The sequence below is a fragment of the Faecalicatena contorta genome (genome assembly GCF_021531995.1).
In the GTDB taxonomy this organism is placed as follows: Bacteria; Bacillota; Clostridia; order Lachnospirales; family Lachnospiraceae; genus Dorea_A; species Dorea_A contorta_A.
Map to the genome: position 1 here is coordinate 1 of NZ_JAFBIZ010000044.1, position 21,508 is coordinate 21,508.

The 21,508-nt window shown below is 42.5% G+C and carries 27 protein-coding genes; all 27 read left to right on the forward strand.

The window, feature by feature from the left end:
- The first annotated feature begins 57 nt into the window (after positions 1 to 57).
- The gene (spoIIIAA, locus tag JQM82_RS07630; RefSeq protein ID WP_235249498.1) at positions 58 to 1,020 is read left to right on the forward strand and encodes a stage III sporulation protein AA; all 963 of its coding nucleotides are present in this window, start codon (positions 58 to 60) and stop codon (positions 1,018 to 1,020) included.
- A gap of 15 nt (positions 1,021 to 1,035) precedes the next feature.
- A complete protein-coding gene (locus tag JQM82_RS07635) occupies positions 1,036 to 1,554 on the forward strand; it encodes a stage III sporulation protein AB (RefSeq protein WP_235249499.1) in 519 nt (172 codons plus the stop codon).
- 13 nt (positions 1,555 to 1,567) lie between these two features.
- The gene (gene spoIIIAC / locus JQM82_RS07640; protein ID WP_235249500.1) at positions 1,568 to 1,762 is read left to right on the forward strand and encodes a stage III sporulation protein AC; all 195 of its coding nucleotides are present in this window, start codon (positions 1,568 to 1,570) and stop codon (positions 1,760 to 1,762) included.
- 88 nt (positions 1,763 to 1,850) lie between these two features.
- Complete coding sequence (locus JQM82_RS07645) at positions 1,851 to 2,237, forward strand: stage III sporulation AC/AD family protein (protein ID WP_235249525.1); 387 nt, start codon at positions 1,851 to 1,853, stop codon at positions 2,235 to 2,237.
- A complete protein-coding gene (locus tag JQM82_RS07650) occupies positions 2,234 to 3,442 on the forward strand; it encodes a stage III sporulation protein AE (RefSeq protein ID WP_235249501.1) in 1,209 nt (402 codons plus the stop codon). The genes JQM82_RS07645 and JQM82_RS07650 overlap by 4 nt, the downstream gene beginning before the upstream one ends.
- Before the next feature lie 9 nt (positions 3,443 to 3,451).
- The gene (locus tag JQM82_RS07655) at positions 3,452 to 3,757 is read left to right on the forward strand and encodes a stage III sporulation protein AF (RefSeq protein WP_235249502.1); all 306 of its coding nucleotides are present in this window, start codon (positions 3,452 to 3,454) and stop codon (positions 3,755 to 3,757) included.
- Positions 3,750 to 4,346 (forward strand): stage III sporulation protein AG, encoded by a 597-nt coding sequence (locus JQM82_RS07660; protein ID WP_235249526.1) that lies wholly within the window; start codon positions 3,750 to 3,752, stop codon positions 4,344 to 4,346. The genes JQM82_RS07655 and JQM82_RS07660 overlap by 8 nt, the downstream gene beginning before the upstream one ends.
- A 26-nt stretch (positions 4,347 to 4,372) precedes the next feature.
- Entirely contained in the window at positions 4,373 to 5,008 is a 636-nt protein-coding gene (locus JQM82_RS07665; protein ID WP_235249503.1) for a SpoIIIAH-like family protein, read from the forward strand.
- 145 nt (positions 5,009 to 5,153) lie between these two features.
- On the forward strand, positions 5,154 to 6,755 hold the full coding sequence (locus tag JQM82_RS07670) for a peptide chain release factor 3 (RefSeq protein ID WP_235249505.1): 1,602 nt from the start codon (positions 5,154 to 5,156) through the stop codon (positions 6,753 to 6,755).
- Between the two features lie 77 nt (positions 6,756 to 6,832).
- Positions 6,833 to 7,216 carry an Asp23/Gls24 family envelope stress response protein gene (locus tag JQM82_RS07675; RefSeq protein WP_235249506.1) on the forward strand — a complete coding sequence of 128 codons (384 nt, stop codon included), beginning with the start codon at positions 6,833 to 6,835 and terminating at the stop codon, positions 7,214 to 7,216.
- A complete protein-coding gene (gene nusB / locus JQM82_RS07680) occupies positions 7,217 to 7,615 on the forward strand; it encodes a transcription antitermination factor NusB (RefSeq protein ID WP_235249507.1) in 399 nt (132 codons plus the stop codon).
- Positions 7,616 to 7,628: 13 nt separating this feature from the next.
- On the forward strand, positions 7,629 to 8,840 hold the full coding sequence (xseA, locus tag JQM82_RS07685; protein WP_235249508.1) for an exodeoxyribonuclease VII large subunit: 1,212 nt from the start codon (positions 7,629 to 7,631) through the stop codon (positions 8,838 to 8,840).
- Complete coding sequence (xseB, locus tag JQM82_RS07690) at positions 8,833 to 9,057, forward strand: exodeoxyribonuclease VII small subunit (RefSeq protein ID WP_235249509.1); 225 nt, start codon at positions 8,833 to 8,835, stop codon at positions 9,055 to 9,057. Before xseA ends, xseB begins: the two co-directional genes overlap by 8 nt.
- Entirely contained in the window at positions 9,047 to 9,949 is a 903-nt protein-coding gene (locus JQM82_RS07695) for a polyprenyl synthetase family protein (RefSeq protein WP_235249510.1), read from the forward strand. The genes xseB and JQM82_RS07695 overlap by 11 nt, the downstream gene beginning before the upstream one ends.
- A gap of 15 nt (positions 9,950 to 9,964) precedes the next feature.
- Positions 9,965 to 11,839 (forward strand): 1-deoxy-D-xylulose-5-phosphate synthase, encoded by a 1,875-nt coding sequence (dxs, locus tag JQM82_RS07700; protein WP_235249511.1) that lies wholly within the window; start codon positions 9,965 to 9,967, stop codon positions 11,837 to 11,839.
- Entirely contained in the window at positions 11,836 to 12,645 is an 810-nt protein-coding gene (locus tag JQM82_RS07705; protein ID WP_235249512.1) for a TlyA family RNA methyltransferase, read from the forward strand. The genes dxs and JQM82_RS07705 overlap by 4 nt, the downstream gene beginning before the upstream one ends.
- Before the next feature lie 15 nt (positions 12,646 to 12,660).
- Positions 12,661 to 13,494 carry an NAD(+)/NADH kinase gene (locus JQM82_RS07710; protein ID WP_235249513.1) on the forward strand — a complete coding sequence of 278 codons (834 nt, stop codon included), beginning with the start codon at positions 12,661 to 12,663 and terminating at the stop codon, positions 13,492 to 13,494.
- A 4-nt stretch (positions 13,495 to 13,498) separates the two neighbouring features.
- Positions 13,499 to 13,948, forward strand: coding sequence for an arginine repressor (argR, locus tag JQM82_RS07715; RefSeq protein ID WP_235249514.1), 450 nt, complete (start codon positions 13,499 to 13,501; stop codon positions 13,946 to 13,948).
- A gap of 8 nt (positions 13,949 to 13,956) precedes the next feature.
- Positions 13,957 to 15,630: a DNA repair protein RecN gene (gene recN, locus JQM82_RS07720; RefSeq protein ID WP_235249515.1), complete on the forward strand. Its 1,674-nt coding sequence runs from the start codon at positions 13,957 to 13,959 to the stop codon at positions 15,628 to 15,630.
- A 100-nt stretch (positions 15,631 to 15,730) separates the two neighbouring features.
- A complete protein-coding gene (gene spoIVB, locus JQM82_RS07725; RefSeq protein ID WP_235249516.1) occupies positions 15,731 to 16,795 on the forward strand; it encodes a SpoIVB peptidase in 1,065 nt (354 codons plus the stop codon).
- Between the two features lie 88 nt (positions 16,796 to 16,883).
- On the forward strand, positions 16,884 to 17,378 hold the full coding sequence (locus JQM82_RS07730; RefSeq protein WP_235249518.1) for a hypothetical protein: 495 nt from the start codon (positions 16,884 to 16,886) through the stop codon (positions 17,376 to 17,378).
- A 158-nt stretch (positions 17,379 to 17,536) separates the two neighbouring features.
- On the forward strand, positions 17,537 to 17,749 hold the full coding sequence (locus JQM82_RS07735; protein ID WP_235249519.1) for a hypothetical protein: 213 nt from the start codon (positions 17,537 to 17,539) through the stop codon (positions 17,747 to 17,749).
- Positions 17,750 to 18,550, forward strand: a complete 801-nt coding sequence (locus JQM82_RS07740; protein ID WP_235249520.1) for a helix-turn-helix domain-containing protein — start codon at positions 17,750 to 17,752, stop codon at positions 18,548 to 18,550.
- 171 nt (positions 18,551 to 18,721) lie between these two features.
- Positions 18,722 to 18,940 (forward strand): helix-turn-helix domain-containing protein, encoded by a 219-nt coding sequence (locus JQM82_RS07745; RefSeq protein WP_235249521.1) that lies wholly within the window; start codon positions 18,722 to 18,724, stop codon positions 18,938 to 18,940.
- Entirely contained in the window at positions 18,927 to 19,919 is a 993-nt protein-coding gene (gene rhuM / locus JQM82_RS07750) for a virulence protein RhuM/Fic/DOC family protein (protein ID WP_235249522.1), read from the forward strand. The genes JQM82_RS07745 and rhuM overlap by 14 nt, the downstream gene beginning before the upstream one ends.
- A gap of 50 nt (positions 19,920 to 19,969) precedes the next feature.
- A complete protein-coding gene (locus tag JQM82_RS07755) occupies positions 19,970 to 20,641 on the forward strand; it encodes a helix-turn-helix domain-containing protein (protein WP_235249523.1) in 672 nt (223 codons plus the stop codon).
- Positions 20,642 to 20,842: 201 nt separating this feature from the next.
- A partial coding sequence (locus JQM82_RS07760; protein WP_235249524.1) for a response regulator occupies positions 20,843 to 21,508 on the forward strand: 666 nt, incomplete at its 3' end.

A 21,508-nucleotide genomic window follows, 5' to 3' on the forward strand; every position in this document is an offset into this window, starting at 1 on the left:
ATTCTGGAATAATTTAGAAAATTATACATATACATTGGTGTAAAGAGGTGGACAAATATGCAGGAAAATCAAATTTTGAAAATTCTGCCGTATGGAATCCGTGAAACGATTATTGCGGAACAACTGAAGTTTATATTCCTTCAGGAGATCAGGATGCGCATCGACAAGCCTTTATTACTGATCTATCGTGGAGAAGAACGGATGCCTCTGGTAAAGTGCGGCAGGCCATATCTGGTTACAAAGGAGGATCTGAAGGAGACACTGGAATACATCAGTAATTATTCGTTGTATGCATACGAACAGGAAATGAAACAGGGATTTATTACCATTGAAGGAGGACATAGAGTGGGCATGACAGGACAGGCAATGATAGAAAACGGACAAGTGAAGAATCTGAAATACATTTCATCGATCAACATACGAATGTCACATGAGATACTGGGATGTGCAGATGCTGTATTTCCTTATATTGTCAGTAATCGAAAATTATGTCATACGTTAATTATATCGCCTCCGGGATGTGGAAAGACAACGCTGCTCCGTGATCTGATCCGCCAGATATCGAACGGAAACAGATGGCTTCCCGGAATGGCGGTAGGAGTTGTAGATGAACGTTCTGAGATAGGCGGATGTTATATGGGAGTTGCGCAGAATCAACTGGGAATACGTACCGATGTGCTGGACGGATGTCCAAAGGCGGAGGGCATGATTATGCTGATCCGAACGATGAGCCCGGAAGTGATCGCAGTGGATGAAATCGGATCGGCACAGGATGTACATGCTATTGAGTATGCCATGCACTGTGGCTGTAAAATGATTGCCACTGTGCATGCTGCTTCCATGGAAGAACTGCGAAAAAAACCGCTTTTCGATCAGATGATTGCAGAGGGAAGATTTGAACGATACATACTGCTTGGAAGTCGGGAACATGCAGGACACATCGAGGGAATCTTTGATGGACGGGGCAGTATGCTGTATCAGGAAGGACTAAGGGAGATGTACAGAGCTTCTGTGGAGTAAGGATATGGTAAGAATATGGTAAGAATTTTGGGAATTTGTCTTATTATATCGTCCACTTCTGTATGGGGAATGCTTGCTGCGGAGCAGTGTCGCGATCAGTATCGTCAGCTACAGTATCTGCAAAGACTTATCTACCGACTTCGAAGCGAGATCCTTTATTCAAGGGCTTATCTGTCAGAAGCATTTCGCAATATTGCTGCATATCAGGAAGAACCTTACTCCGGATGGCTTCTTGATATGTCATGCCAGTTAGAAAAAAGACAGGGGATCAGACTGTCTGCAATCTGGAAAATGCAGACACAGAAGCATCTTTGGAATGTCGGGCTTCCCGGGATTGTAAGAGAAAAACTGCTTTATTTGGGAGAACAGCTGGGCAATGCAGATATAGATATGCAGATTCGGATTCTTGATCTATATCTGGAGGAAATGGAGCATATTATGGAGGATATGCGAGGGGAACAGAAGACAAGAATTAAGCTGTATCATTGTATGGGTGTAATGAGCGGTTTATTGATATCGATTCTTTTGATATGAGAGGGAGGCCTGCATGAGTATAAATCTGATATTTAAGATAGCGGCTGTTGGAATACTGGTATCGGTATTGTGCCAGGTTCTGAAACACAGTGGGAGAGAGGAACAGGCATTTTTGACCAGCCTTGCAGGTCTGATCCTGGTATTGTTCTGGATCATTCCATATATCTATGATTTGTTTGAATCAATCCAGAGATTATTTACATTATGAATATTCAGATAAAATATTTGAATCAAATATCCGGTTAAATATCAGGGCTGTGTCAGCAGATTGAAAGAAGGGAGAGCAAAAGCAGGTGATGGATATATTACGGATCGGAACCCTGGGAGTGGCAGGAGCACTTCTGGCAATTCAGTTTAAAAATGTAAAAGCGGAATATGGAATCTATATCAGTGTGGCTTTAAGTATGATCATATTTTTCAGCATTCTGGATCAACTGAAAGGGATGATCGCATCTGTGAAAACGATAGCAGGCTTTATTCAAATGGATAATTATTACATAGGTACACTGATGAAAATGTTGGGAATTACATATGTGGCGGAATTTGCTTCCGGAATATGCAAAGATGCCGGATATCAGACCATTGCAGTTCAGATTGAGACATTTGGAAAACTTACAATCCTCGCCTTAAGCATGCCGGTTCTGATGGCACTGCTGAATACGATCAGGGACTTTATGGTATGAGAAAGGCGTGGAGAAAGAAAGAACATCGAACTGTGTGTATCCTCTGTCTGCTGGGTATCTCTGTAATACTGACGTGCTTTCTTCCCGAAGCAGAATGTCTTGCATCAGAAAAAACGGACAGAACGGAACTGGGAATGGAGGAACTTTCAGACATAGAAGAAGATCTTCTGAATTTATTAGAATTCGGAGAGGTCGAAGAAGTCTTGAAAGAGCTGTTCCCGGAGGAACGGGTAGATTTTAAAGATACCCTGATGGGAATTCTTTCCGGAGATATGACATTCTCTGCAGAATTGTTGAATCAGCTGGTAATGGATCAGTTGAATTATGCATTTCGCATCAGCAGGAAGAATCTGATGCACATTCTTGCAATTGCCGCGATTGCTGCTGTGCTGCACAATTTTTCCGGGTTATTTCAGAACCGACAGATTGCAGGGATCAGTTTTTATGTGATATACATGCTTTTAATCGCCATTCTTCTGAATTCGTTTCAGGCAGTGTCTGAATGGGTCTGTACGGGGGTGGAAGATCTTACGGCATTCATGGCAGCTTTTTGTCCATTGTATTTTCTTGCTGTATCGATTGCAAAGGGAAGTGTAACATCAGCTGCATTTTATCATCTGGTTTTAGTGTTGATCGCTCTGGCAGAATACGTGATCCTGAAAATTGTGATTCCGATGATTCATATATATATGATGTTGAAAATATTAAACTATCTGTCGGAAGAAGATTATCTGAGCAAAGGGGCGGAACTGATCGGGATGGTTGTAAACTGGGGACTGAAAACTCTTTTGGCATGTGTGATCGGGTTGAATGTGATACAGGGAATGATCAGTCCTGCAATCGATACTGTAAAAAGAAGTATCCTGACCAGAGGCGCAGAGGCCATTCCCGGTGTAGGAGATGCCATTGGTGGAATGACGGAGGTGGTTCTGGGAACGGCTGTCCTGATAAAAAATGGAATTGGTATGACCGGAGCAATCATATGTATTGCACTGTGTGTGGTTCCGCTGGTACAGATTGGCTGTATTACGCTTCTCTATCATCTGACAGCCGCAGTCATTCAGCCGGTTTCTGATAAAAGGATCGTTGGATGTGTGGAAACTGCAGGAGAAGGTTGCAGAATGCTGATGCGTGTAGTGTTTACAACAGGAATGCTCTTTCTTCTGACAATTGCAATTGTGACTGCAGTCACAGGAAATCTCTGAGGTATAGTTATGTTTGAGCATATTGATATGTATATCCGTAATCTTGCGTACTACCTGGTCATGGTAACGATGCTTGTTCAGATCGTGCCTGGATCTGCATATAAAAAATATATTCGCTTTTTCACAGGACTTATACTGGTAGTCATGTTTCTGATCCCGGTACTGAAAATCTTTGGCATAAATACGAATTTTCAAAAGTATTATGATCAGACGGAATATCAGGAGAAGCTTCAAGAACTGGAAGAGTCGGTTTTGCTTCCCGATGAAGAATCGGAACAGAATATAGAGGTGGAGGAAATTCGGATTGATGAATAATATGAAGCAGATATTCATATCCGCAAAAAAATATCTGAAAAGCATGAAAAAGGATCAACTTCTGATCCTGATCTTGTCCGGGATCCTGCTTCTTGTCATAACACTTCCAACAGGAGAAACACAGGATTCTTCGAAGGAAACAGAGAGATCCACGGATCTGTACGGAGAGGATGGATTTACATATAATCAAAGCAGTTATGTGGATTATCTGGAACGACATCTGGAAGAAGTACTGTCACAGATGGAAGGAGCAGGTGATGTGACTGTAATGATTACACTCCGATCTTCTGCGGAGAAGATCATAGAAAAGGATCTGGAGACCCAGAATGAATCGGTCACAGAAAATGACAGTCAGGGAGGAAGTCGGATCACACAGAACGACAGTCTCAGAGAAACGACAGTATATGACGGAGAAGGTGATCAGATTCCGTATATTTGTAAAATCATAACGCCCAGCATCGAAGGCGTGGTTGTTCTGGCATCCGGAGGAGATAATGCAGTCGTGAAAGAACAGATAACGGAAGCAGTACAGGCATTATTTGGAGTAGACACGCATAAAATTAGAATAATGAAAAAGAATGAATCATGATGTGGTCAGGTAGGAGGATTAGGACATTGAAACGAATTGTAAAGAAGAATCAGATGATCATAGCGGTATTGGCCGTTATGATAGCAGCCGCCGGATATCTGAATTATTCGGGGAAATTGTTCCAGAAGGAAGGTCAGACAGAACAGGCCAGCGCAGAACTTGCAAACCAGGAACTGCTGGATATCTCAGAAGAAGATCAGGGTGTATCCGGCGATATTGAAAGTCAGGATGGTGGAGGTGAAGAACAGGAGGGAGAAGTTGATGGTACTCCCGGAGAAGCAGTCCTTACCAGCGCAGAAGCGAGTTCCGTCGTTGCAGAAGCAAAAGTAACCAGAGAGCAGGTGAGATCCAAAAACAAGGATTCTCTGTTGGAGATCATTAACAATGAAAATCTGAGTGATGAACAGAAACAGAGTGCGGTAGATCAGATGGTACATATGACTGAACTGGCAGAAAAAGAAGCGGCAGCCGAGACACTTCTGGCATCCAAGGGATTCAGCGATTCTGTAGTGAGCCTGACGGATGACAGTGCGGATGTGGTGGTGAATGCTGCAGAACTTACAGATGCCAACCGGGCACAGATTGAAGATATCATTACCAGAAAGACCGGAGTGGCGGCACAAAACATAGTGATTACTCCGGTATATTCAGAAGGTAAATAAGAAAAAGTCACGTCATAGAAGTAAAGATTCTGTGATGTGGCTTAAATTATGTCATGAATCCTGTTTGACCGTGTGTAACACTTATGATATACTGATTAATAGCGTCTATAAGCGGATATACTATTAATTAGGAGTGTTTATTCATATGTCACAGATCACCAACGAAGTAAAGAATCAGATCAAAAAGAGAAGAACATTTGCCATCATCTCTCATCCGGATGCTGGTAAGACAACATTGACAGAGAAGTTTCTGCTCTATGGAGGAGCAATCAATCAGGCAGGAAGCGTTAAGGGAAAGGCAACTGCCAGACACGCAGTCTCTGACTGGATGGAGATTGAAAAGGAAAGAGGTATCTCTGTCACTTCCTCTGTATTACAGTTCAATTATGATGGCTATTGCATTAATATTCTGGATACACCTGGACATCAGGATTTCTCTGAAGACACGTATCGAACACTGATGGCTGCAGATTCTGCGGTTATGGTCATTGATGCATCCAAAGGTGTGGAAGCACAGACCAGAAAACTTTTTAAGGTCTGTACCATGCGTCACATTCCGATTTTTACATTTATTAATAAGATGGATCGAGAAGCGATGGATACATTTGAACTACTGGATGATATTGAGAACGAGCTGGGAATCGCAACCTGTCCGATCAACTGGCCGATCGGTTCGGGAAAGGAATTTCGCGGCGTATATGACAGAGCGACCAGGAAGGTAGAGATCTTTTCAGATACAAAAAAAGGAACGACACAGGGTGAAGTAAAAAAAGTAGATATCAATGATCCCGAGATATCCTGGCTGATTACAGATTCTCAGAAGATTCAGCTGGAAGAGGAAATTGAACTTCAGGACGGTGCAGGTGCAGAGTTTGATCAGGAACTGGTAAGTAAAGGAGAATTGTCTCCGGTATTTTTCGGATCAGCACTTACAAACTTTGGTGTGGAGACATTTTTGCAGCATTTCCTTCAGATGACGACTTCTCCGCTTCCGAGAGTCTCTGACAAAGGGCCGATTGATCCGATGGAAGAAGGAGACTTTTCGGCATTTGTATTCAAGATTCAGGCCAATATGAATAAGGCGCACAGGGACAGAATTGCTTTTATGCGTATCTGCTCCGGTGAGTTTGAGGCAGGTATGGATGTCTATCATATGCAGGGACAGAAGAAGGTCCGTCTTTCACAGCCACAGCAGATGATGGCAAGTGAACGAAAGATGATCGAAAAGGCATATGGCGGCGATATTATCGGTGTATTCGATCCGGGTATTTTTTCGATTGGTGATACGCTGACTACTTCAGGCGACCGGTTTGTGTACGAAGGAATTCCAACATTCGCGCCGGAGCACTTTGCAAGAGTGCGTCAGGTCGATACCATGAAAAGAAAACAGTTTATCAAAGGAATTAACCAGATTGCACAGGAAGGAGCGATTCAGATCTTCCAGGAATACAATACGGGTATGGAAGAGATCATTGTCGGTGTGGTTGGTGTGCTTCAGTTTGATGTATTGAAATATCGTCTGGAGAATGAATATAATGTAGAGATTCGTATGGAAAATCTTCCATATGAATATATCCGCTGGATTGAAAATGCAGAGATCGATCTGGACAGACTTCATGGTACTTCGGATATGAAGAAAGTAAAAGATCTGAAAGGTCGTCCGCTTCTTTTATTTGTCAATGAATGGAGCATCCGCATGACTCAGGAACGGAATGAGGGACTGGAACTGGCCGAATTCGGCAGATAAGGACTGGGGCTTTTCAAATGGTTTGAAATTTGATATAATTGATAGAAGTGATAATCAGACAGGAGGTCGTTGATAAGATGAGCAAAGAAGAGAAGAACACGTATACAATAAAGACAGATGATAACCTTGGAGAAGTAAAGATTGCAGATGAAGTAGTGGCTATTATTGCAGGTCTTGCAGCTATGGAAGTGGATGGAGTATCCTCTATGGCAGGAAACGCAACGAGAGAGCTGATCAGCAAACTTGGCATGAAGACTCTTTCAAAAGGCGTAAAAGTGGATGTGCTGGAAGGAATCGTAACGGTATCTTTAGCTCTGAATCTGAAGTACGGATATAATATTATGGATATTACTGCAAAGGTACAGGATAAAGTAAAATCAGCGATTGAAAATATGACAGGTCTGGAAGTTGCAGATGTAAATATCCGCATTGCCGGAGTAGATATACCGGAGGAAGCATAAGTGAAGAGGACAGAGCAGAGAGAACACATCTTTAAGATGTTATTTAGCGTTGACTTTAATGAGGGAAGCGAACAGCCAGAACAGGCAGCACTCTATCTGGAACAGATCGAGGATGCAAAAGAGAAGGATATAGAATATATCAGAGCGAAAGTACAGAAGATTGCAGAAAAGGTCGAAGAGATCGATGCGTTGCTTAATTCACATACGAAAGGCTGGAAGACAACCCGTATGAATAAAGTGGATCTGACAATTCTGAGACTGGCTGTGTATGAGATCAAATGGGATGAAGATGTACCTGCAGGTGTAGCGATTGACGAGGCTGTGAATCTTGCCAAGACATACAGCAGTGATGAGGGACCGGCATTTGTAAACGGTGTGCTGGCGAGATTTGCTGACTGATCAGAGGTAGGTTATGACTCAGAATGTTTACACAGTAAAACAGGTAAATGCATATATCAAAAATATGTTTACCCAGGATTACATGCTGACCCGGATCTATGTAAAGGGAGAAGTATCCAACTGTAAGTATCACACATCGGGACATATATATTTTTCACTAAAGGATGAGTCCGGAACGATTGCCTGTGTCATGTTTGCCGGGCAGCGAGGCGGGCTCTCTTTTCGTATGAGAGAAGGTCAGCAGGTGATCGTCTTCGGATCGGTGAATGTGTATGAGAGAAGCGGATCCTACCAGCTCTATGCAAGAGAGATTCGTCTTGACGGAGCAGGAGCGCTTTATGAGAAATTCCAGATGTTGAAACAGGAACTGGAAGAGATGGGAATGTTTGCACCGGAATATAAAAAGCCAATCCCGGCATATGCAGAAACAATCGGAGTCGTTACGGCACCGACCGGGGCGGCAGTAAGAGATATCATGAATATCTCTGCCAGAAGGAATCCTTATGTTCAGCTGATTCTTTATCCAGCACAGGTTCAGGGAGAGGATGCTGCCTGGAGTATTGTCAGAGGCATCCGAATGTTGGAAAAAAGGAAAGTTGATGTGATTATTGTTGGAAGAGGAGGAGGCTCTATAGAAGATCTCTGGGCATTTAATGAAGAGATTGTTGCCAGGGCCATTTTTGACTGCTCTATTCCTGTTATCTCTGCAGTGGGTCATGAGACGGATACGACGATCGTAGATTATGTGGCAGATCTTCGGGCACCGACACCATCAGCAGCAGCAGAGCTGGCTGTATGGGACTATGGACGTGTCAGAGAGCAGATGGAAGAAAGCAGCCTTCGGCTGAATCGTCTTATGTCCGGAAGTATCCAGATCAGTCGCATGCATTTAAAAGAATATCAGACCAGACTGACCTATCTTCATCCGAGGAATAAGCTTCAGGAACAGCAGCAGAGACTGGCAGAAGCAGAGGACAGGCTTCGAAATCTGATGGAGCAGCGTTTGAAGGAAGCAAGGCACAGACTGGCGCTCGACATGGAGAAGATGAACGGACTTTCTCCGATTCGAAAGCTGAACCAGGGATACTCCTATGTAGAAAAGTATGATGGAAATGTCATCAAAGATATTTCGCAGGTGAAGATCGGAGATCGAATGTCCATCTATCTGAAGAATGGAATTATAGGGGCGGAAGTCCGGGAGATAAAGGAGGAGCAGCATGGTTAAGAAGGCAAATCAGTCGCAGGAGTATACATTGGAGGAATTGTTTGTACAATTAGAGTCGACGATTACAGATATGGAAAAAGAAGACGTCTCGCTGGAAGATTCCTTTCAATATTATCACCGGGGAATGGATCTTTTAAAAGCATGCAGTGAAAAGATCGATAAAGTAGAAAAGAAAATGCTGGTATTGGACGAGGAAGGTGATATTCATGAATTCTAAAAGTGATTTCCGGAGACAGATGAAAGAGAAAGTGGAAGATATAGAGAAGATGCTTCAGGAGTATCTGCCGAAGCAGGAAGGTCATCAGAGTGTGATCATGGAAGCCATGGGATATAGTCTGATGGCAGGCGGAAAGAGACTTCGTCCGATGCTGATGATGGAAACATACCGGCTGTTTGGAGGAGGATGCAAAGCCATCCGTCCATTTATGGCTGCAATTGAGATGATCCATACATATTCCCTGGTACATGATGATCTTCCGGCACTTGACAATGATGATTACCGGCGCGGCAGGAAGACAACACACATTGTGTACGGAGAGGATATGGGAATCCTGGCAGGGGATGCCCTGTTAAACTATGCATTTGAAACGGCGTTCCGGGCATTTGTAATTGATCCTGAGGATAGTCTGCTGATCGGAAGAGCATTAGGCGTTCTTGGTGAAAAAGCCGGTATTCATGGGATGATCGGCGGTCAGGTGATTGATGTAAAAGAAACCGGACATGCCGTAACAAAAGAAGTTCTTGATACAATCTATGTACTTAAGACCTCTGCATTGATCGAAGCATCCATGATGATTGGTGCAATTTTTGGAGGTGCCTCGGAAGAAGAAGTGAAAAAAGTTGAGAAGATTGCAAGGTATGTCGGTCTTGCGTTCCAGATTCAGGACGATATCCTGGATGTGACAAGTACGGAAGAGGTTCTGGGGAAGCCGATTCACAGTGATGAAAAGAATGAAAAGACTACATATGTGACATTGATGGGCATTGAAGGTGCAAAAAAGATCGTCGAAGAATATTCTGCATTTGCCATTGAACTGCTGCATCAATTATCAGGGGAAAATGAATATCTGGAACAGCTTTTATTAGAGCTGATTCACAGGGACAGATAGAGAGGATGCCTGATTATGTTAGAACGAATACAAAAGGTAAATGATATAAAAGAACTTGAACCGCAGGAGCTTACGCAGCTTGCAGAAGAGATCCGGCAGTTTCTGATTGAAAAGATCAGTAAAACGGGAGGACATCTCGCATCGAATCTTGGAGTGGTAGAACTTACGATGGCCATGCATCTTGTGTTCCAGCTTCCTCAGGATAAGATTATCTGGGATGTTGGACATCAGTCCTATACGCACAAGCTTCTGACCGGCAGAAAAGAAGGGTTTGAAAGTCTGCGTAAATACGGTGGCATGAGTGGTTTCCCAAAAAGAAAAGAAAGTGACTGTGATGCATTTGATACCGGGCATAGTTCGACTTCGATTTCGGCAGGTTTGGGGTATGTGCGTGCAAGAGATCTGAAGGGGGAAGATTATAATGTGATATCCGTGATCGGAGATGGTTCTCTGACGGGGGGGATGGCATACGAGGCACTGAACAATGCCTCGGAACTGAGTACCAATTTTATCATCGTGTTGAATGATAATCATATGTCTATTTCAGAAAATGTTGGAGGAATGTCCCGTTATCTGGCAGAACTTCGGACAGCAGAGTTCTATACCGGATTAAAAAAAGGAGTTACTACCGCGCTTCATAATGTTCCGGTGGTTGGAGATTCTATCATTGAACATATCCACCGTACCAAGAGCAGTCTGAAGCAGCTGATCGTTCCGGGAATGTTTTTTGAAGATATGGGAATTACCTATCTGGGTCCGGTTCCCGGTCATAACATCCCGATGCTCTGTCGGGCATTTCGAGAGGCAAAAAAGATAGAAGGTCCTGTGTTACTTCATGTTCTGACGCAGAAAGGAAAAGGGTACGAACCGGCAGAAAGGCATCCGGATAAATTTCATGGAATCGGACCGTTTCAGGTGGAGACCGGGGAGCCGGAGTCTCCCAAGAAGAAGGACAGCTATACAGATGTATTTGGAAAGGTGATCTGTGATGAAGCTGCAAGAAATCCTGATATTGTTGCGATAACAGCGGCTATGGCAGATGGAACCGGGCTTGCAGGTTTCCGGAAACGATATCCGGATCGTTTCTTTGATGTCGGAATTGCAGAAGAACATGGAACAACATTTGCCGCAGGTCTGGCCGCAGGCGGGATGAGACCGGTATTTGCAGTATATTCATCTTTCCTCCAGCGTGCATATGACCAGGTGATTCACGATGTGGCACTGCAGAATCTTCCGGTTGTATTTGCGGTGGACCGCGCAGGGCTGGTAGGCAGCGACGGAGAGACACACCAGGGAATCTTTGATCTTTCTTATCTGAGCAGTATTCCGAATATGGTTGTGATGTCACCAAAGCATAAATGGGAACTTGCAGATATGCTGCGTTATGCGCTTTCTTACAACGGACCGATCGCACTCAGGTACCCGAGGGGAAGTGCATATGATGAATTTCAGGAATTCCGGGCACCGATTATATATGGAAAGAGTGAGATGCTCTATGAAGAATGTGAGATCGCAATTCTGAGTGTGGGGCATATGTTTGAAGAAGCGGTAAAGGTGCGGGAAAAACTCAAAGAGAACGGATATTCCTGTACACTTGTGAATGCAAGATTTGTAAAACCGATTGATACAGAGGTACTGGAACGTCTGCGAGAGCATCACAGACTTGTTGTAACGATAGAAGAAAATGTTCAGACCGGAGGCTATGGGGAACATGTCGTTGAATATGTTTCCAGAAAATGTCCGGGAATGCAGGTACTGACACTGGCTCTTCCGGATGATTACGTGGAGCATGGTAGTATCGATGTACTCAGAAAAGAGACTGGACTTGATGTGGATTCTATGACTTCCAGAATCCGTACACTATATGACAGATTGCAGGAGAAGATATGAAAGAACGTTTAGATGTATTACTGGTAAAAAGAAATCTTGCCGCATCCCGTGAAAAGGCCAAGGCGATCATTATGTCCGGCAATGTATTTGTGGACGGACAGAGAGAAGATAAGGCGGGAACGACGTTCCCGGAAGAAGTGCAGATTGAGGTGAAAGGACACACACTTCCTTATGTCAGCAGAGGCGGATTGAAGCTGGAGAAAGCAATTAAGAACTTTGACGTAACGGTGGAAGAAAAAGTGTGTACAGATGTCGGTTCCTCCACCGGAGGCTTTACTGACTGTATGCTTCAGAACGGTGCAAAAAAAGTGTATGCGATCGATGTAGGAAGAGGGCAGCTTGACTGGAAACTTCGACAGGATGACAGAGTGGTCTGTATGGAAAAGACGAATATACGGTATGTAACACCGGAAGATCTGGGAGAGCCGATTGATTTTTCTTCGATCGATGTTTCGTTCATCTCTCTGACAAAAGTTCTGATGCCAATCTGTGAATATCTGACTGAAAATGGGCAGATCGTAGCATTGATTAAACCACAGTTTGAGGCGGGAAGAGAAAAGGTAGGAAAAAAAGGGGTTGTCAGAGAAAAGAGTACACACATTGAAGTGATTCATAAAGTGATCGACTATGCGATGTCGATTGGGTTTGCTGTATTAAATCTGGAGTTTTCACCGATCCGGGGACCGGAAGGTAATATTGAATATCTGATTCATCTGGAAAAATGTGGAAAAACAGACAGAATATCTGATATAATCAATGTCGAAAAGACAGTGGATGAGGCATTTAATACGTTAACGAAAGGTTAAAGGAAAGCATCGACTATGGATAGATATTTAATTGTTACGAATGATGGAAAAGATACGGATCATTCCGTTACGGATCAGGTGGTATCGTTGCTCCAGAATGCCGGTAAGACCTGCATCCTGTGCCAGAAAGATGAAGAAAAAAATATTATTATGGAATCGGTGCCGGATCAGATCGACTGTGCGATTGTCATCGGTGGAGACGGAAGTCTGATTGAAGTTGCCAGAATGCTCTGGGAAAAAGATGTTCCAATTCTTGGAATCAATATGGGAACTCTTGGATATCTGACGGAAGTAGAGGTCGATCAGATCGAAGAGGATCTGAATCAGATGCTTGCCGGTGACTATGTATTTGAAGAACGCATGATGCTGAAAGGGACATTTGAAGATGGGACACAGGATGTTGCATTAAATGATATCGTCGTTTCAAGAAAAGGAGAGCTTCGAATCTTACATTTTAAACTGTTTGTCAACGGGGAACTGCTGAATTCCTATGAGGCGGACGGCGTGATCATCTCGACACCGACCGGTTCTACTGCTTATAACCTGTCTGCCGGAGGGCCGGTTGTGGAACCCACAGCATCTCTGATCGTTATTACACCGATCTGTTCACATGCACTGAATACAAGGAGTATTGTATTGTCTTCCGAAGATGAGATCATGATAGAGATCGGAGAAGGAAGAAATGGTTCCAGAGAAGAAGTATATGTTACCTTTGACGGTTCGGACAGGATCATTATGGAAACCGGAGCAAAAATCATGGTACGAAGGGCTGATGCCAGAACAAAGCTCCTGAAGTTGAATAAAGTCAGCTTCTTAGAGACGCTTCGCAGAAAAATGAAGGGGAATTAGTGACATGAAGGTAAACAGACACGCAAAAATTATAGAATTGATTAACAGATATCATATTGAAACGCAGGAAGAATTGGCTGAGTACCTGAACCAGGCCGGGTTCAAGGTAACACAGGCAACCGTGTCAAGAGATATCCGGGACCTGAAGCTTACCAAGATTCCTTCTGATAGTGGAAAACAGCGTTACGCATTGCATCAGAGCGCAGAAAGCGGAATGAGTGAAAAGTATATCCGCGTATTAAAAGAAGGCTATCTTTCCATGGATATGGCACAGAACATTCTGGTCATAAAGACTGTATCCGGAATGGCAAGTGCAGTATGTGCTGCACTGGATGCAATGAAATGGAATGAGATCGTCGGCAGTATTGCCGGAGATGATACCATCATGTGTGCAATCAGAACCGTGGATGATACGGTGAAAGTAATGGACAAGATCAGTAAGATTATTCTGTAGGAGGAAATATGTTACAGAATCTGCATGTAAAGAATCTGGCATTAATTGATGAGATAGAAGTAGAATTCGGAGAAGGGCTGAATATTCTGACCGGTGAGACGGGTGCGGGAAAGTCGATCATTCTTGGATCTGTGAATCTTGCTCTGGGCGGAAGGTATTCCAGAGATATTCTGAGACAGGGAACGAAATACGGGGTAGTGGAACTTTCTTTTCTTGTGGAAAATGAACACCAGATCAGAAAGTTAAATGATATGGACATCGATCCGGAAGATGGTATTGTGACTTTGTCCAGAAGACTGATGGAGGGAAGAAGCATCAGTCGTATCAATGGTGAGACGGTTCCGATCGGACAGCTGAAAGAGGTAGCCTCGATACTGATTGATATTCATGGACAGCATGAACACCAGTCGCTCCTGTATAAAAAGAATCACCTGCATATTGTAGATGCGTTTGCTGAAAGCTTTCTGGCAGAAGAGAAGAAAAAGACGGAAGAAGCCTTCCGTGCATATAAGGCATGTGCAAAAGAATTGAAAGAGGCAGTTACAGATGAAGCACAGAGGGCAAAAGAGCTTTCTTTTCTGAAATACGAGACAGAGGAGATCCGAAATGCACAGCTGATCCCCGGCGAAGATACAGAACTGGAAACCCTCTACAGAAAGATATCGAATGGTAAAAAAATTGCCGAGAGCGTGACAGAAGCGTATGGCTATACAAGTGAGAACAATGACAGTGCCAGTGACGGACTGAGCAGAGCAATCCGCGCATTGTCTCAGGCAACAGAGTATGATAAAAAAGCAGAAGAGCTGTATGAGCAGCTTGCCGAGATCGACAGCCTACTGAATGACTTTAACCGGGAACTGGCTGAATACAGTGATACATGTGAGTTCTCTGAAGAAGAATTATATGAGACAGAGAATCGACTGAATGAGCTGAATCATTTGAAAACAAAGTATGGAGTTACCATAGAAGAGGTTCTTGCCTACTGTGAAAAACAGGAAGCGAGAATCGCGGTTCTGGAAGACTTTGATCACTATCTGGAATCCCTGAAAGAACGCTGCAAAAAAGCAGAAGAGGCTTATCAGATGTGGGCAGATAAACTGTCTGCTGTTCGAAGACAGCAGGCTTCCATTCTGGAAAAAGCGATCGAGAATGGATTAAAGGATCTTAATTTTGAAGATGTAAACTTTCAGATCCACTTTGAGAAGAAGAAAGAATATTCCTCTGACGGAATGGATGATGTGGAGTTCATGATCTCCCTGAATCCGGGACAACCGGTCAGACCACTTGCAAATGTTGCATCCGGAGGGGAACTTTCCCGTATCATGCTGGCGATCAAAGCAGTCATGGCCGAGAGAGATGAGATTGAAACGCTGATCTTTGATGAGATCGATGTCGGAATCAGTGGAAGAACTGCACAGAAAGTATCAGAAAAGATGGCTCTGATCGGGAAGAATCATCAGGTGATCTGTATCACCCATCTTGCGCAGATTGCGGCAATGGCAGACTGCCATTATCAGATTGAAAAAAAGACCAAAGATGGTGTGACAACGACAGGCATACGATTATTAAGCGAGGAAGAATCTATCGGTGAACTTGCGAGAATTCTGGGCGGTGCCAAGATTACAGATACAGTGATTGAAAATGCAGCGGAGATGCGTAAGCTTGCGAAACAGACAAAATAAACCAGTGTAAAATAATTGAAAATTCACATAATAAAAACAGATATCCAAAAAAAGGGTATCTGTTTTTATTATGTGAGGTTTGAAAGGAGCAGTCTGTAGAATGAGAAAGTACTGGTATCGAAGAATTCTGATAATGATATTGACATTTACAATTGCCGTAAGCGGAGGATATTATCTGATCGAGATAAGACAGGAGCAGCTTCGGCAGGAGGTCAATGCAAAGACGGCCGCTTCAGATATGGTAATTCCCGGCGGAATGCCTATTGGAATCTATCTGGAGACCGATGGAGTCATGGTCCTTGGAACAGATATCATAACCGGTATGGACGGAAACCAATATTCTCCCTGTGAACATCTGTTAAAGGCAGGAGACTATATCGTCGCCGTAGGAGATCAGGAAACAGACAGTAAAGATGAGCTGGTGGAAGCAGTGAAAGAACTGGATGACAAGGAAACAGTACTTAAAGTGAGAAGGGATGATTCGTATCTTGATATTAAGGTTCGCCCGGTGCAGTGCGGACGAAAGGATTATAAACTTGGGGTCTGGGTAAGAGACAATGCACAGGGGCTTGGAACAATCACATATCTGACAGCTGACAGCCGATTCGGTGCATTGGGACACGGGATTCACGACGTTGATACGAATGAACTGATAGAGATTGAAGAAGGAAGGGTCTATAGCACAAGCGTGAAAGATATCCAAAAAGGAGCGGGTGGTACACCGGGAGGAATGGAAGGAATCATCGTGTATAACAGTTATAATGTTCTGGGAAATATTACAGATAATACAGACTGCGGAATCTTCGGGAACATAGACAGAATAGATGCTCTGTTTGAAGAACAGACACCAATGCAGATCGCCGATATTGAAGAAATCCAGGAGGGAGAGGCATGGATCCGATGTGCTGTCACAGGAGAAGTGAAAGATTATAAGATCCGCATTACAAAAGTTGACAGACTGACACATGAAGCCAATAAGGGACTGGTAATTGAGGTTACAGATCCAGAACTTCTGGAGGTTACCGGAGGAATCGTGCAGGGGATGAGCGGCAGTCCGATCATCCAGGATGGCAAGCTGGTAGGTGCTGTGACCCATGTTCTGGTGAATGACCCGACGAGAGGGTATGGGATATTGATTGAGAATATGCTGGATGCGGCTGGATAGAACAGTGCCGGAGGTAGTTTCCCTCTGGCATTTTTTCTCTGCTGTGCTATACTTTGTATAGCTAAATATAGTATCCGGGGGGGATAAAATGAAAAAAGAAATATGTGTATTCGGTGAGAGTTATACGACTAAAGAACTTTGGTTTGATGATGAAACGAATCAGTTTTCAATTAAACAATATCATTGGGGCGTCATTGATGATGAAGAACATTACGACGGAGAAAATGTGACTGATACATTCAACGCTCTCAAAATGATGATTTCATATAACAAACTACATGAAGTGCTGCAATACTACAACGAACTGCAGGTTGAGCATAATCTGGATGCTGTTTTATCGACCATGACGCAAAATAGTTGGATACGCAATTATGAATTTTTGGCTGATAAACACTATAAATATTACAACATTTCCGAGAAAGAATACGCTATATATTATGAAAAGACATTTTTCACAGTAACTGATCAAGGTAAAGGCATTGCCGATTTTACCGTTGTGCGGCGAATTTTGGAAAATAAAGAAATTGTTATATGTAGTGAATATGATTACTTACAAAATACATGGATACATTCTTCTCTTTGAGTCATATCATGTCTTTAAAATGTTGTCCCTAATGACCATCACTTGCTATAATTTCGGAAATTCAACCATTGTTCAAGTATACTCAACTGCTAGTGTATGGTATTTTCCTTTTTCTTTTTTTATACTTTACTTGCAAGATATGAAAGGGGGAAAATAAAATGGAAAAAGAATGCATGGCATTTCAGTTCCGGGATGCGAAAGAAGCGAAGCAACATATGAATTATGATATTGTTAAGGATTATGGGGATTACGCTTATGGACATCCCCTTTACTGCTGGGATGACGGAAAACGTTATTTGGCAAGATGTCGGAACTGTGGAGGGTATGTTCTGGTTCAAAAATCCGAGTTTCATGGAATTCAGGATGATTAATTGGCAGAGAAGCTTGGTGTTACCGCCCAGGCAGTCAGCAAATGGGAAAATGGACATAATCTTCCGGATATTGAAAATCTGATGTCTATCGCTGAATTGTTGAATTTGCCCTATTCGGCTCTTCTCTCAGGAAATACCGGGAAGGGAATAAGCAAAACATATGATATTCGAGGAAGATTGTTCCATGAGGATAATATGTTCACAAGAATGAGAACGTTTGCCCTATCAGAAAAACTGACCGGTACATATAAGGCTCTGCACTATATGCGCAAACAACACATAGGACAATTTCGAAAACAAGGTAAATATACAACGGAACAGGTCCAATATATCAATCATCCACTTATGATGGCGTGCCAGGCACATGCATTGGGGATAAGAGATGATAATCTTCTCGCAGCAATTCTTCTTCATGATGTGGTAGAAGATACTGGTGTAGATGTGCAGGATCTGCCTTTCGCTCAGGAAGTTCAGGAACTCGTCGGACTTGTCAGCTTTTTCATTCCTGAAGGGATGACAAAGGAACAGGCAAAAGAACTGTATTATGAAAAAATTAAAGAAAACGGAAAAGCCTGTGTGGTAAAGACGATCGACCGATGCAACAATATTTCTACCATGGCTGGAAGCTTCAGCAAAGAACAAATTGCCAGGTATATTGCGGAAACTGAAGAATATATATTTCCGCTTTTGGATGTCTTGAAAAATGAGTATTCGGAATACAGCGATATGGCATTTCTTTTAAAATATCACATGCGCAGCATTCTGGAGACAATTAAATGCCTTTCTATTGACGATAGATGATGAAAAGATTGTAAAGCAGGTAATGTGGGGACTATGTCATTGTATTGCCTGCTTTTTTTATACAAAAAAAGTATGTGTGTATCCTTTTATTATGAAACAAAACCACGCATTGCGAAAATTAAAGAAATGTGATATGCTTATTGAAATATTATAAGGAGGTGTTTAGAAATAATGGAATCTGCAGATAAAATACGGGGACTAAGGGAACAAACAGGAATGACCAGAAAAGATTTTTCAATACATATTGGAATTCCTCTGAGAACGATAGAGGATTGGGAGGCAGGGCGCAGGAGACCTCCGGAATATATTCCACGACTGATTGAGTATCAGCTGAAGTATGAAGAATTGATCGGGAAAAAGCAAAAGGGGGAGCAGAATGCAGAAAAATAATGAGATTGTAATTTTTGAAACGAAAGATAAGCAGGTAAAGTTACCTGTAGCTGTGGATGATGAAACAGTATGGCTAAATCGTAATCAGATGTCTGAGTTGTTTGACAGAGATAAAAAAACAATTGGTAAGCATATTAATAATGCTTTGAAAGAAGAATTAGTAGAACAGGAGGTAGTCGCAAAATTTGCGACTACCACTCAACATGGTGCTATCGAGGGAAAAACACAAACTCACATGACGGAATATTACAATTTAGATGTAATTATTTCCGTTGGCTATCGTGTGAAATCAAAACGTGGTGTAGATTTTCGCCGTTGGGCTAATTCCGTATTAAAACAGTACATATTGAAAGGTTATGCGGTGAATTATAATCGTATCAAACAACTGGGAGAAGTGATACGAATTATGAAAAGGATGGAGAATGAACTGGACAGCAAACAGGTGCTTTCTGTAATCGAAAAGTACAGCAATGCACTCGATTTGCTGGATTCTTACGATCACCAGAATATGACTCGCCCGAAAGGGAATGAAGCAACATATGTTCTTCAATATGAAGAATGTATGGAGGTGATTCAGAGTATGCGCTTTGGTAATGAATCAGATCTGTTTGGTAAAGAGAAGGATGACTCTTTTAAGGGGAGTATCGGAAATATTTATCAGTCTTTCGGTGGAGCCGATATTTATGAATCACTGGAAGAAAAAGCAGCCAATCTTTTATACTTTGTAACGAAGAATCATAGCTTTTTTGATGGGAATAAAAGAATTGCAGCAACGATGTTTTTGTATTTCTTGGACAAGAACAATGCGTTGTTTGTAGACGGACAAAAGAAGATAGAAGATTCAACATTGGTTGCCCTCACAATAATGATTGCTGAATCAAGGCCCGAAGAAAAGGAAATGATAAAGCCAATCGATTCGTGTCAACAGGACAGATGTGTCCAGTACAAAAAACGACAATTCTCACTTTGTGTCGTTTGAAAAGGAAGAGGGAAATGATACTCTGGCAATGAAAGGAGGCCTATATATATATGAATCAAATAAAGATCGGTTCTTTTTTGAAAGAATTACGAAATGAGAAGGGTCTGACACAGGCACAGCTGGCAGAGCAATTAAATGTGTCTAATCGTTCTGTTTCCCGTTGGGAGACAGGAAATACACTGCCGGATATCAGTACTCTTGTAGAGTTGGCAGAGTTTTATGAGATCGATATCAGGGAAATGATTGCCGGAGAAAGGAAAAGTGAGGTTATGAAAGAAGAAATGAAAGATACTTTAGTAAAAGTAGCGGAGTATACGAATGAAGATAAGGAAATGCAATGTTACAAAATGCGGAAGATGACAGGTGGTATTCTGATTGGATTTGGTGTTTTCTTAACGTTTTCCGCACTGATGATTTTTCCCAGTGACAGTAGTTGGGGTTGCATTTATTCAATGATAGGGGCAATCATATTGTCAACTGGATTATATCAGGTGATATGTAAAAATAAGTATAAGGTTATTCTTTCGATTGGCTGTTTTCTCATGCTGCTTGGCAGTTTCATATTTGTAGATTATCTGGGAGTAACAATGGGAAATCAGGTTCCGAGATTTGCATATGAAAAAGAATGGAGTGATAATATGATTATTTATAAAGCACCTTTTTATACTGTAATCAGGCATAACTACGATACAGAAAATGAATATATGGAAGTGATTCATTAAGAGCCTGTTGAAAAAATGCAATGATCGAACAGAAGATGCGGATATTTAATGGACGTGAGGCCTGCCGAATAATGTCAAATGTTCAAAATTGTGTCGATGTATGTAAAATTGTTACGACAATATTTTCTTGATTTCAAATATTCTAAATAATATAATCAATATCGACGATTTTTATGTAAGGAAAAGGAGGCATTACGTAAAATGGGAGAGATTCATGTGGCAGTAGCCGATGACAATGAGAGAATTCTGGACATGCTTGGCGAAATTATCGACAATGATAAAGAGCTTAAGCTGGTCGGAAAGGCCAATAACGGAGAGGATATGTACCACATAATTAAGGAGAAACAGCCGGACGTTGTATTACTGGATCTGATTATGCCAAAGATGGATGGACTCAGTGTAATGGAAGAGGTGAATCGCGACAGGCAGATGAAAAAGCATCCGGAATTTATTGTCGTGACAGCAGTCGGGCAGGAAAGAATTACAGAAGATGCCTTCAAAAAGGGTGCAAGCTACTATATTATGAAACCTTTCAGTAATGATGTGATACTGGGTAGAATCAAGAACGCAGGACACGGAGAACACAGAGCACTTCCGGCAGATATGACAGCCGGAACGGATCCGGTTCCGGAAGTGAATCTGGAAACACGAGTGACCGATATGATCCACGAAATCGGAATACCTGCCCATATCAAAGGATATCACTATCTGCGGGATGCGATTATCATGGCTGTCGAGGAGTTCTGGAGATATTATGGGGCAAGAGATGCGAAAGCCGAAGTCGTGGTCAGGAAGTTTTTGAGGAAAATGCAGTGTCATACTCTGATGATAGAGATGGCGGCAAAGACGGCGCGCTGGGCGGAGTGT

Excerpts from the sequence above, each read along its gene's own strand:
- spoIIIAA (WP_235249498.1), top strand. The coding sequence starts at position 58 with ATGCAGGAAAATCAAATTTTGAAAATTCTGCCGTATGGAATCCGTGAA.
- JQM82_RS07635 (WP_235249499.1), top strand. The coding sequence starts at position 1,036 with ATGGTAAGAATTTTGGGAATTTGTCTTATTATATCGTCCACTTCTGTA.
- spoIIIAC (WP_235249500.1), top strand. The coding sequence starts at position 1,568 with ATGAGTATAAATCTGATATTTAAGATAGCGGCTGTTGGAATACTGGTA.
- JQM82_RS07645 (WP_235249525.1), top strand. The coding sequence starts at position 1,851 with ATGGATATATTACGGATCGGAACCCTGGGAGTGGCAGGAGCACTTCTG.
- JQM82_RS07650 (WP_235249501.1), top strand. The coding sequence starts at position 2,234 with ATGAGAAAGGCGTGGAGAAAGAAAGAACATCGAACTGTGTGTATCCTC.
- JQM82_RS07655 (WP_235249502.1), top strand. The coding sequence starts at position 3,452 with ATGTTTGAGCATATTGATATGTATATCCGTAATCTTGCGTACTACCTG.
- JQM82_RS07660 (WP_235249526.1), top strand. The coding sequence starts at position 3,750 with ATGAATAATATGAAGCAGATATTCATATCCGCAAAAAAATATCTGAAA.
- JQM82_RS07670 (WP_235249505.1), top strand. The coding sequence starts at position 5,154 with ATGTCACAGATCACCAACGAAGTAAAGAATCAGATCAAAAAGAGAAGA.
- JQM82_RS07675 (WP_235249506.1), top strand. The coding sequence starts at position 6,833 with ATGAGCAAAGAAGAGAAGAACACGTATACAATAAAGACAGATGATAAC.
- xseA (WP_235249508.1), top strand. The coding sequence starts at position 7,629 with ATGACTCAGAATGTTTACACAGTAAAACAGGTAAATGCATATATCAAA.
- xseB (WP_235249509.1), top strand. The coding sequence starts at position 8,833 with ATGGTTAAGAAGGCAAATCAGTCGCAGGAGTATACATTGGAGGAATTG.
- JQM82_RS07695 (WP_235249510.1), top strand. The coding sequence starts at position 9,047 with ATGAATTCTAAAAGTGATTTCCGGAGACAGATGAAAGAGAAAGTGGAA.
- dxs (WP_235249511.1), top strand. The coding sequence starts at position 9,965 with ATGTTAGAACGAATACAAAAGGTAAATGATATAAAAGAACTTGAACCG.
- JQM82_RS07705 (WP_235249512.1), top strand. The coding sequence starts at position 11,836 with ATGAAAGAACGTTTAGATGTATTACTGGTAAAAAGAAATCTTGCCGCA.
- JQM82_RS07710 (WP_235249513.1), top strand. The coding sequence starts at position 12,661 with ATGGATAGATATTTAATTGTTACGAATGATGGAAAAGATACGGATCAT.
- argR (WP_235249514.1), top strand. The coding sequence starts at position 13,499 with ATGAAGGTAAACAGACACGCAAAAATTATAGAATTGATTAACAGATAT.
- recN (WP_235249515.1), top strand. The coding sequence starts at position 13,957 with ATGTTACAGAATCTGCATGTAAAGAATCTGGCATTAATTGATGAGATA.
- spoIVB (WP_235249516.1), top strand. The coding sequence starts at position 15,731 with ATGAGAAAGTACTGGTATCGAAGAATTCTGATAATGATATTGACATTT.
- JQM82_RS07730 (WP_235249518.1), top strand. The coding sequence starts at position 16,884 with ATGAAAAAAGAAATATGTGTATTCGGTGAGAGTTATACGACTAAAGAA.
- JQM82_RS07735 (WP_235249519.1), top strand. The coding sequence starts at position 17,537 with ATGGAAAAAGAATGCATGGCATTTCAGTTCCGGGATGCGAAAGAAGCG.
- JQM82_RS07745 (WP_235249521.1), top strand. The coding sequence starts at position 18,722 with ATGGAATCTGCAGATAAAATACGGGGACTAAGGGAACAAACAGGAATG.
- rhuM (WP_235249522.1), top strand. The coding sequence starts at position 18,927 with ATGCAGAAAAATAATGAGATTGTAATTTTTGAAACGAAAGATAAGCAG.
- JQM82_RS07755 (WP_235249523.1), top strand. The coding sequence starts at position 19,970 with ATGAATCAAATAAAGATCGGTTCTTTTTTGAAAGAATTACGAAATGAG.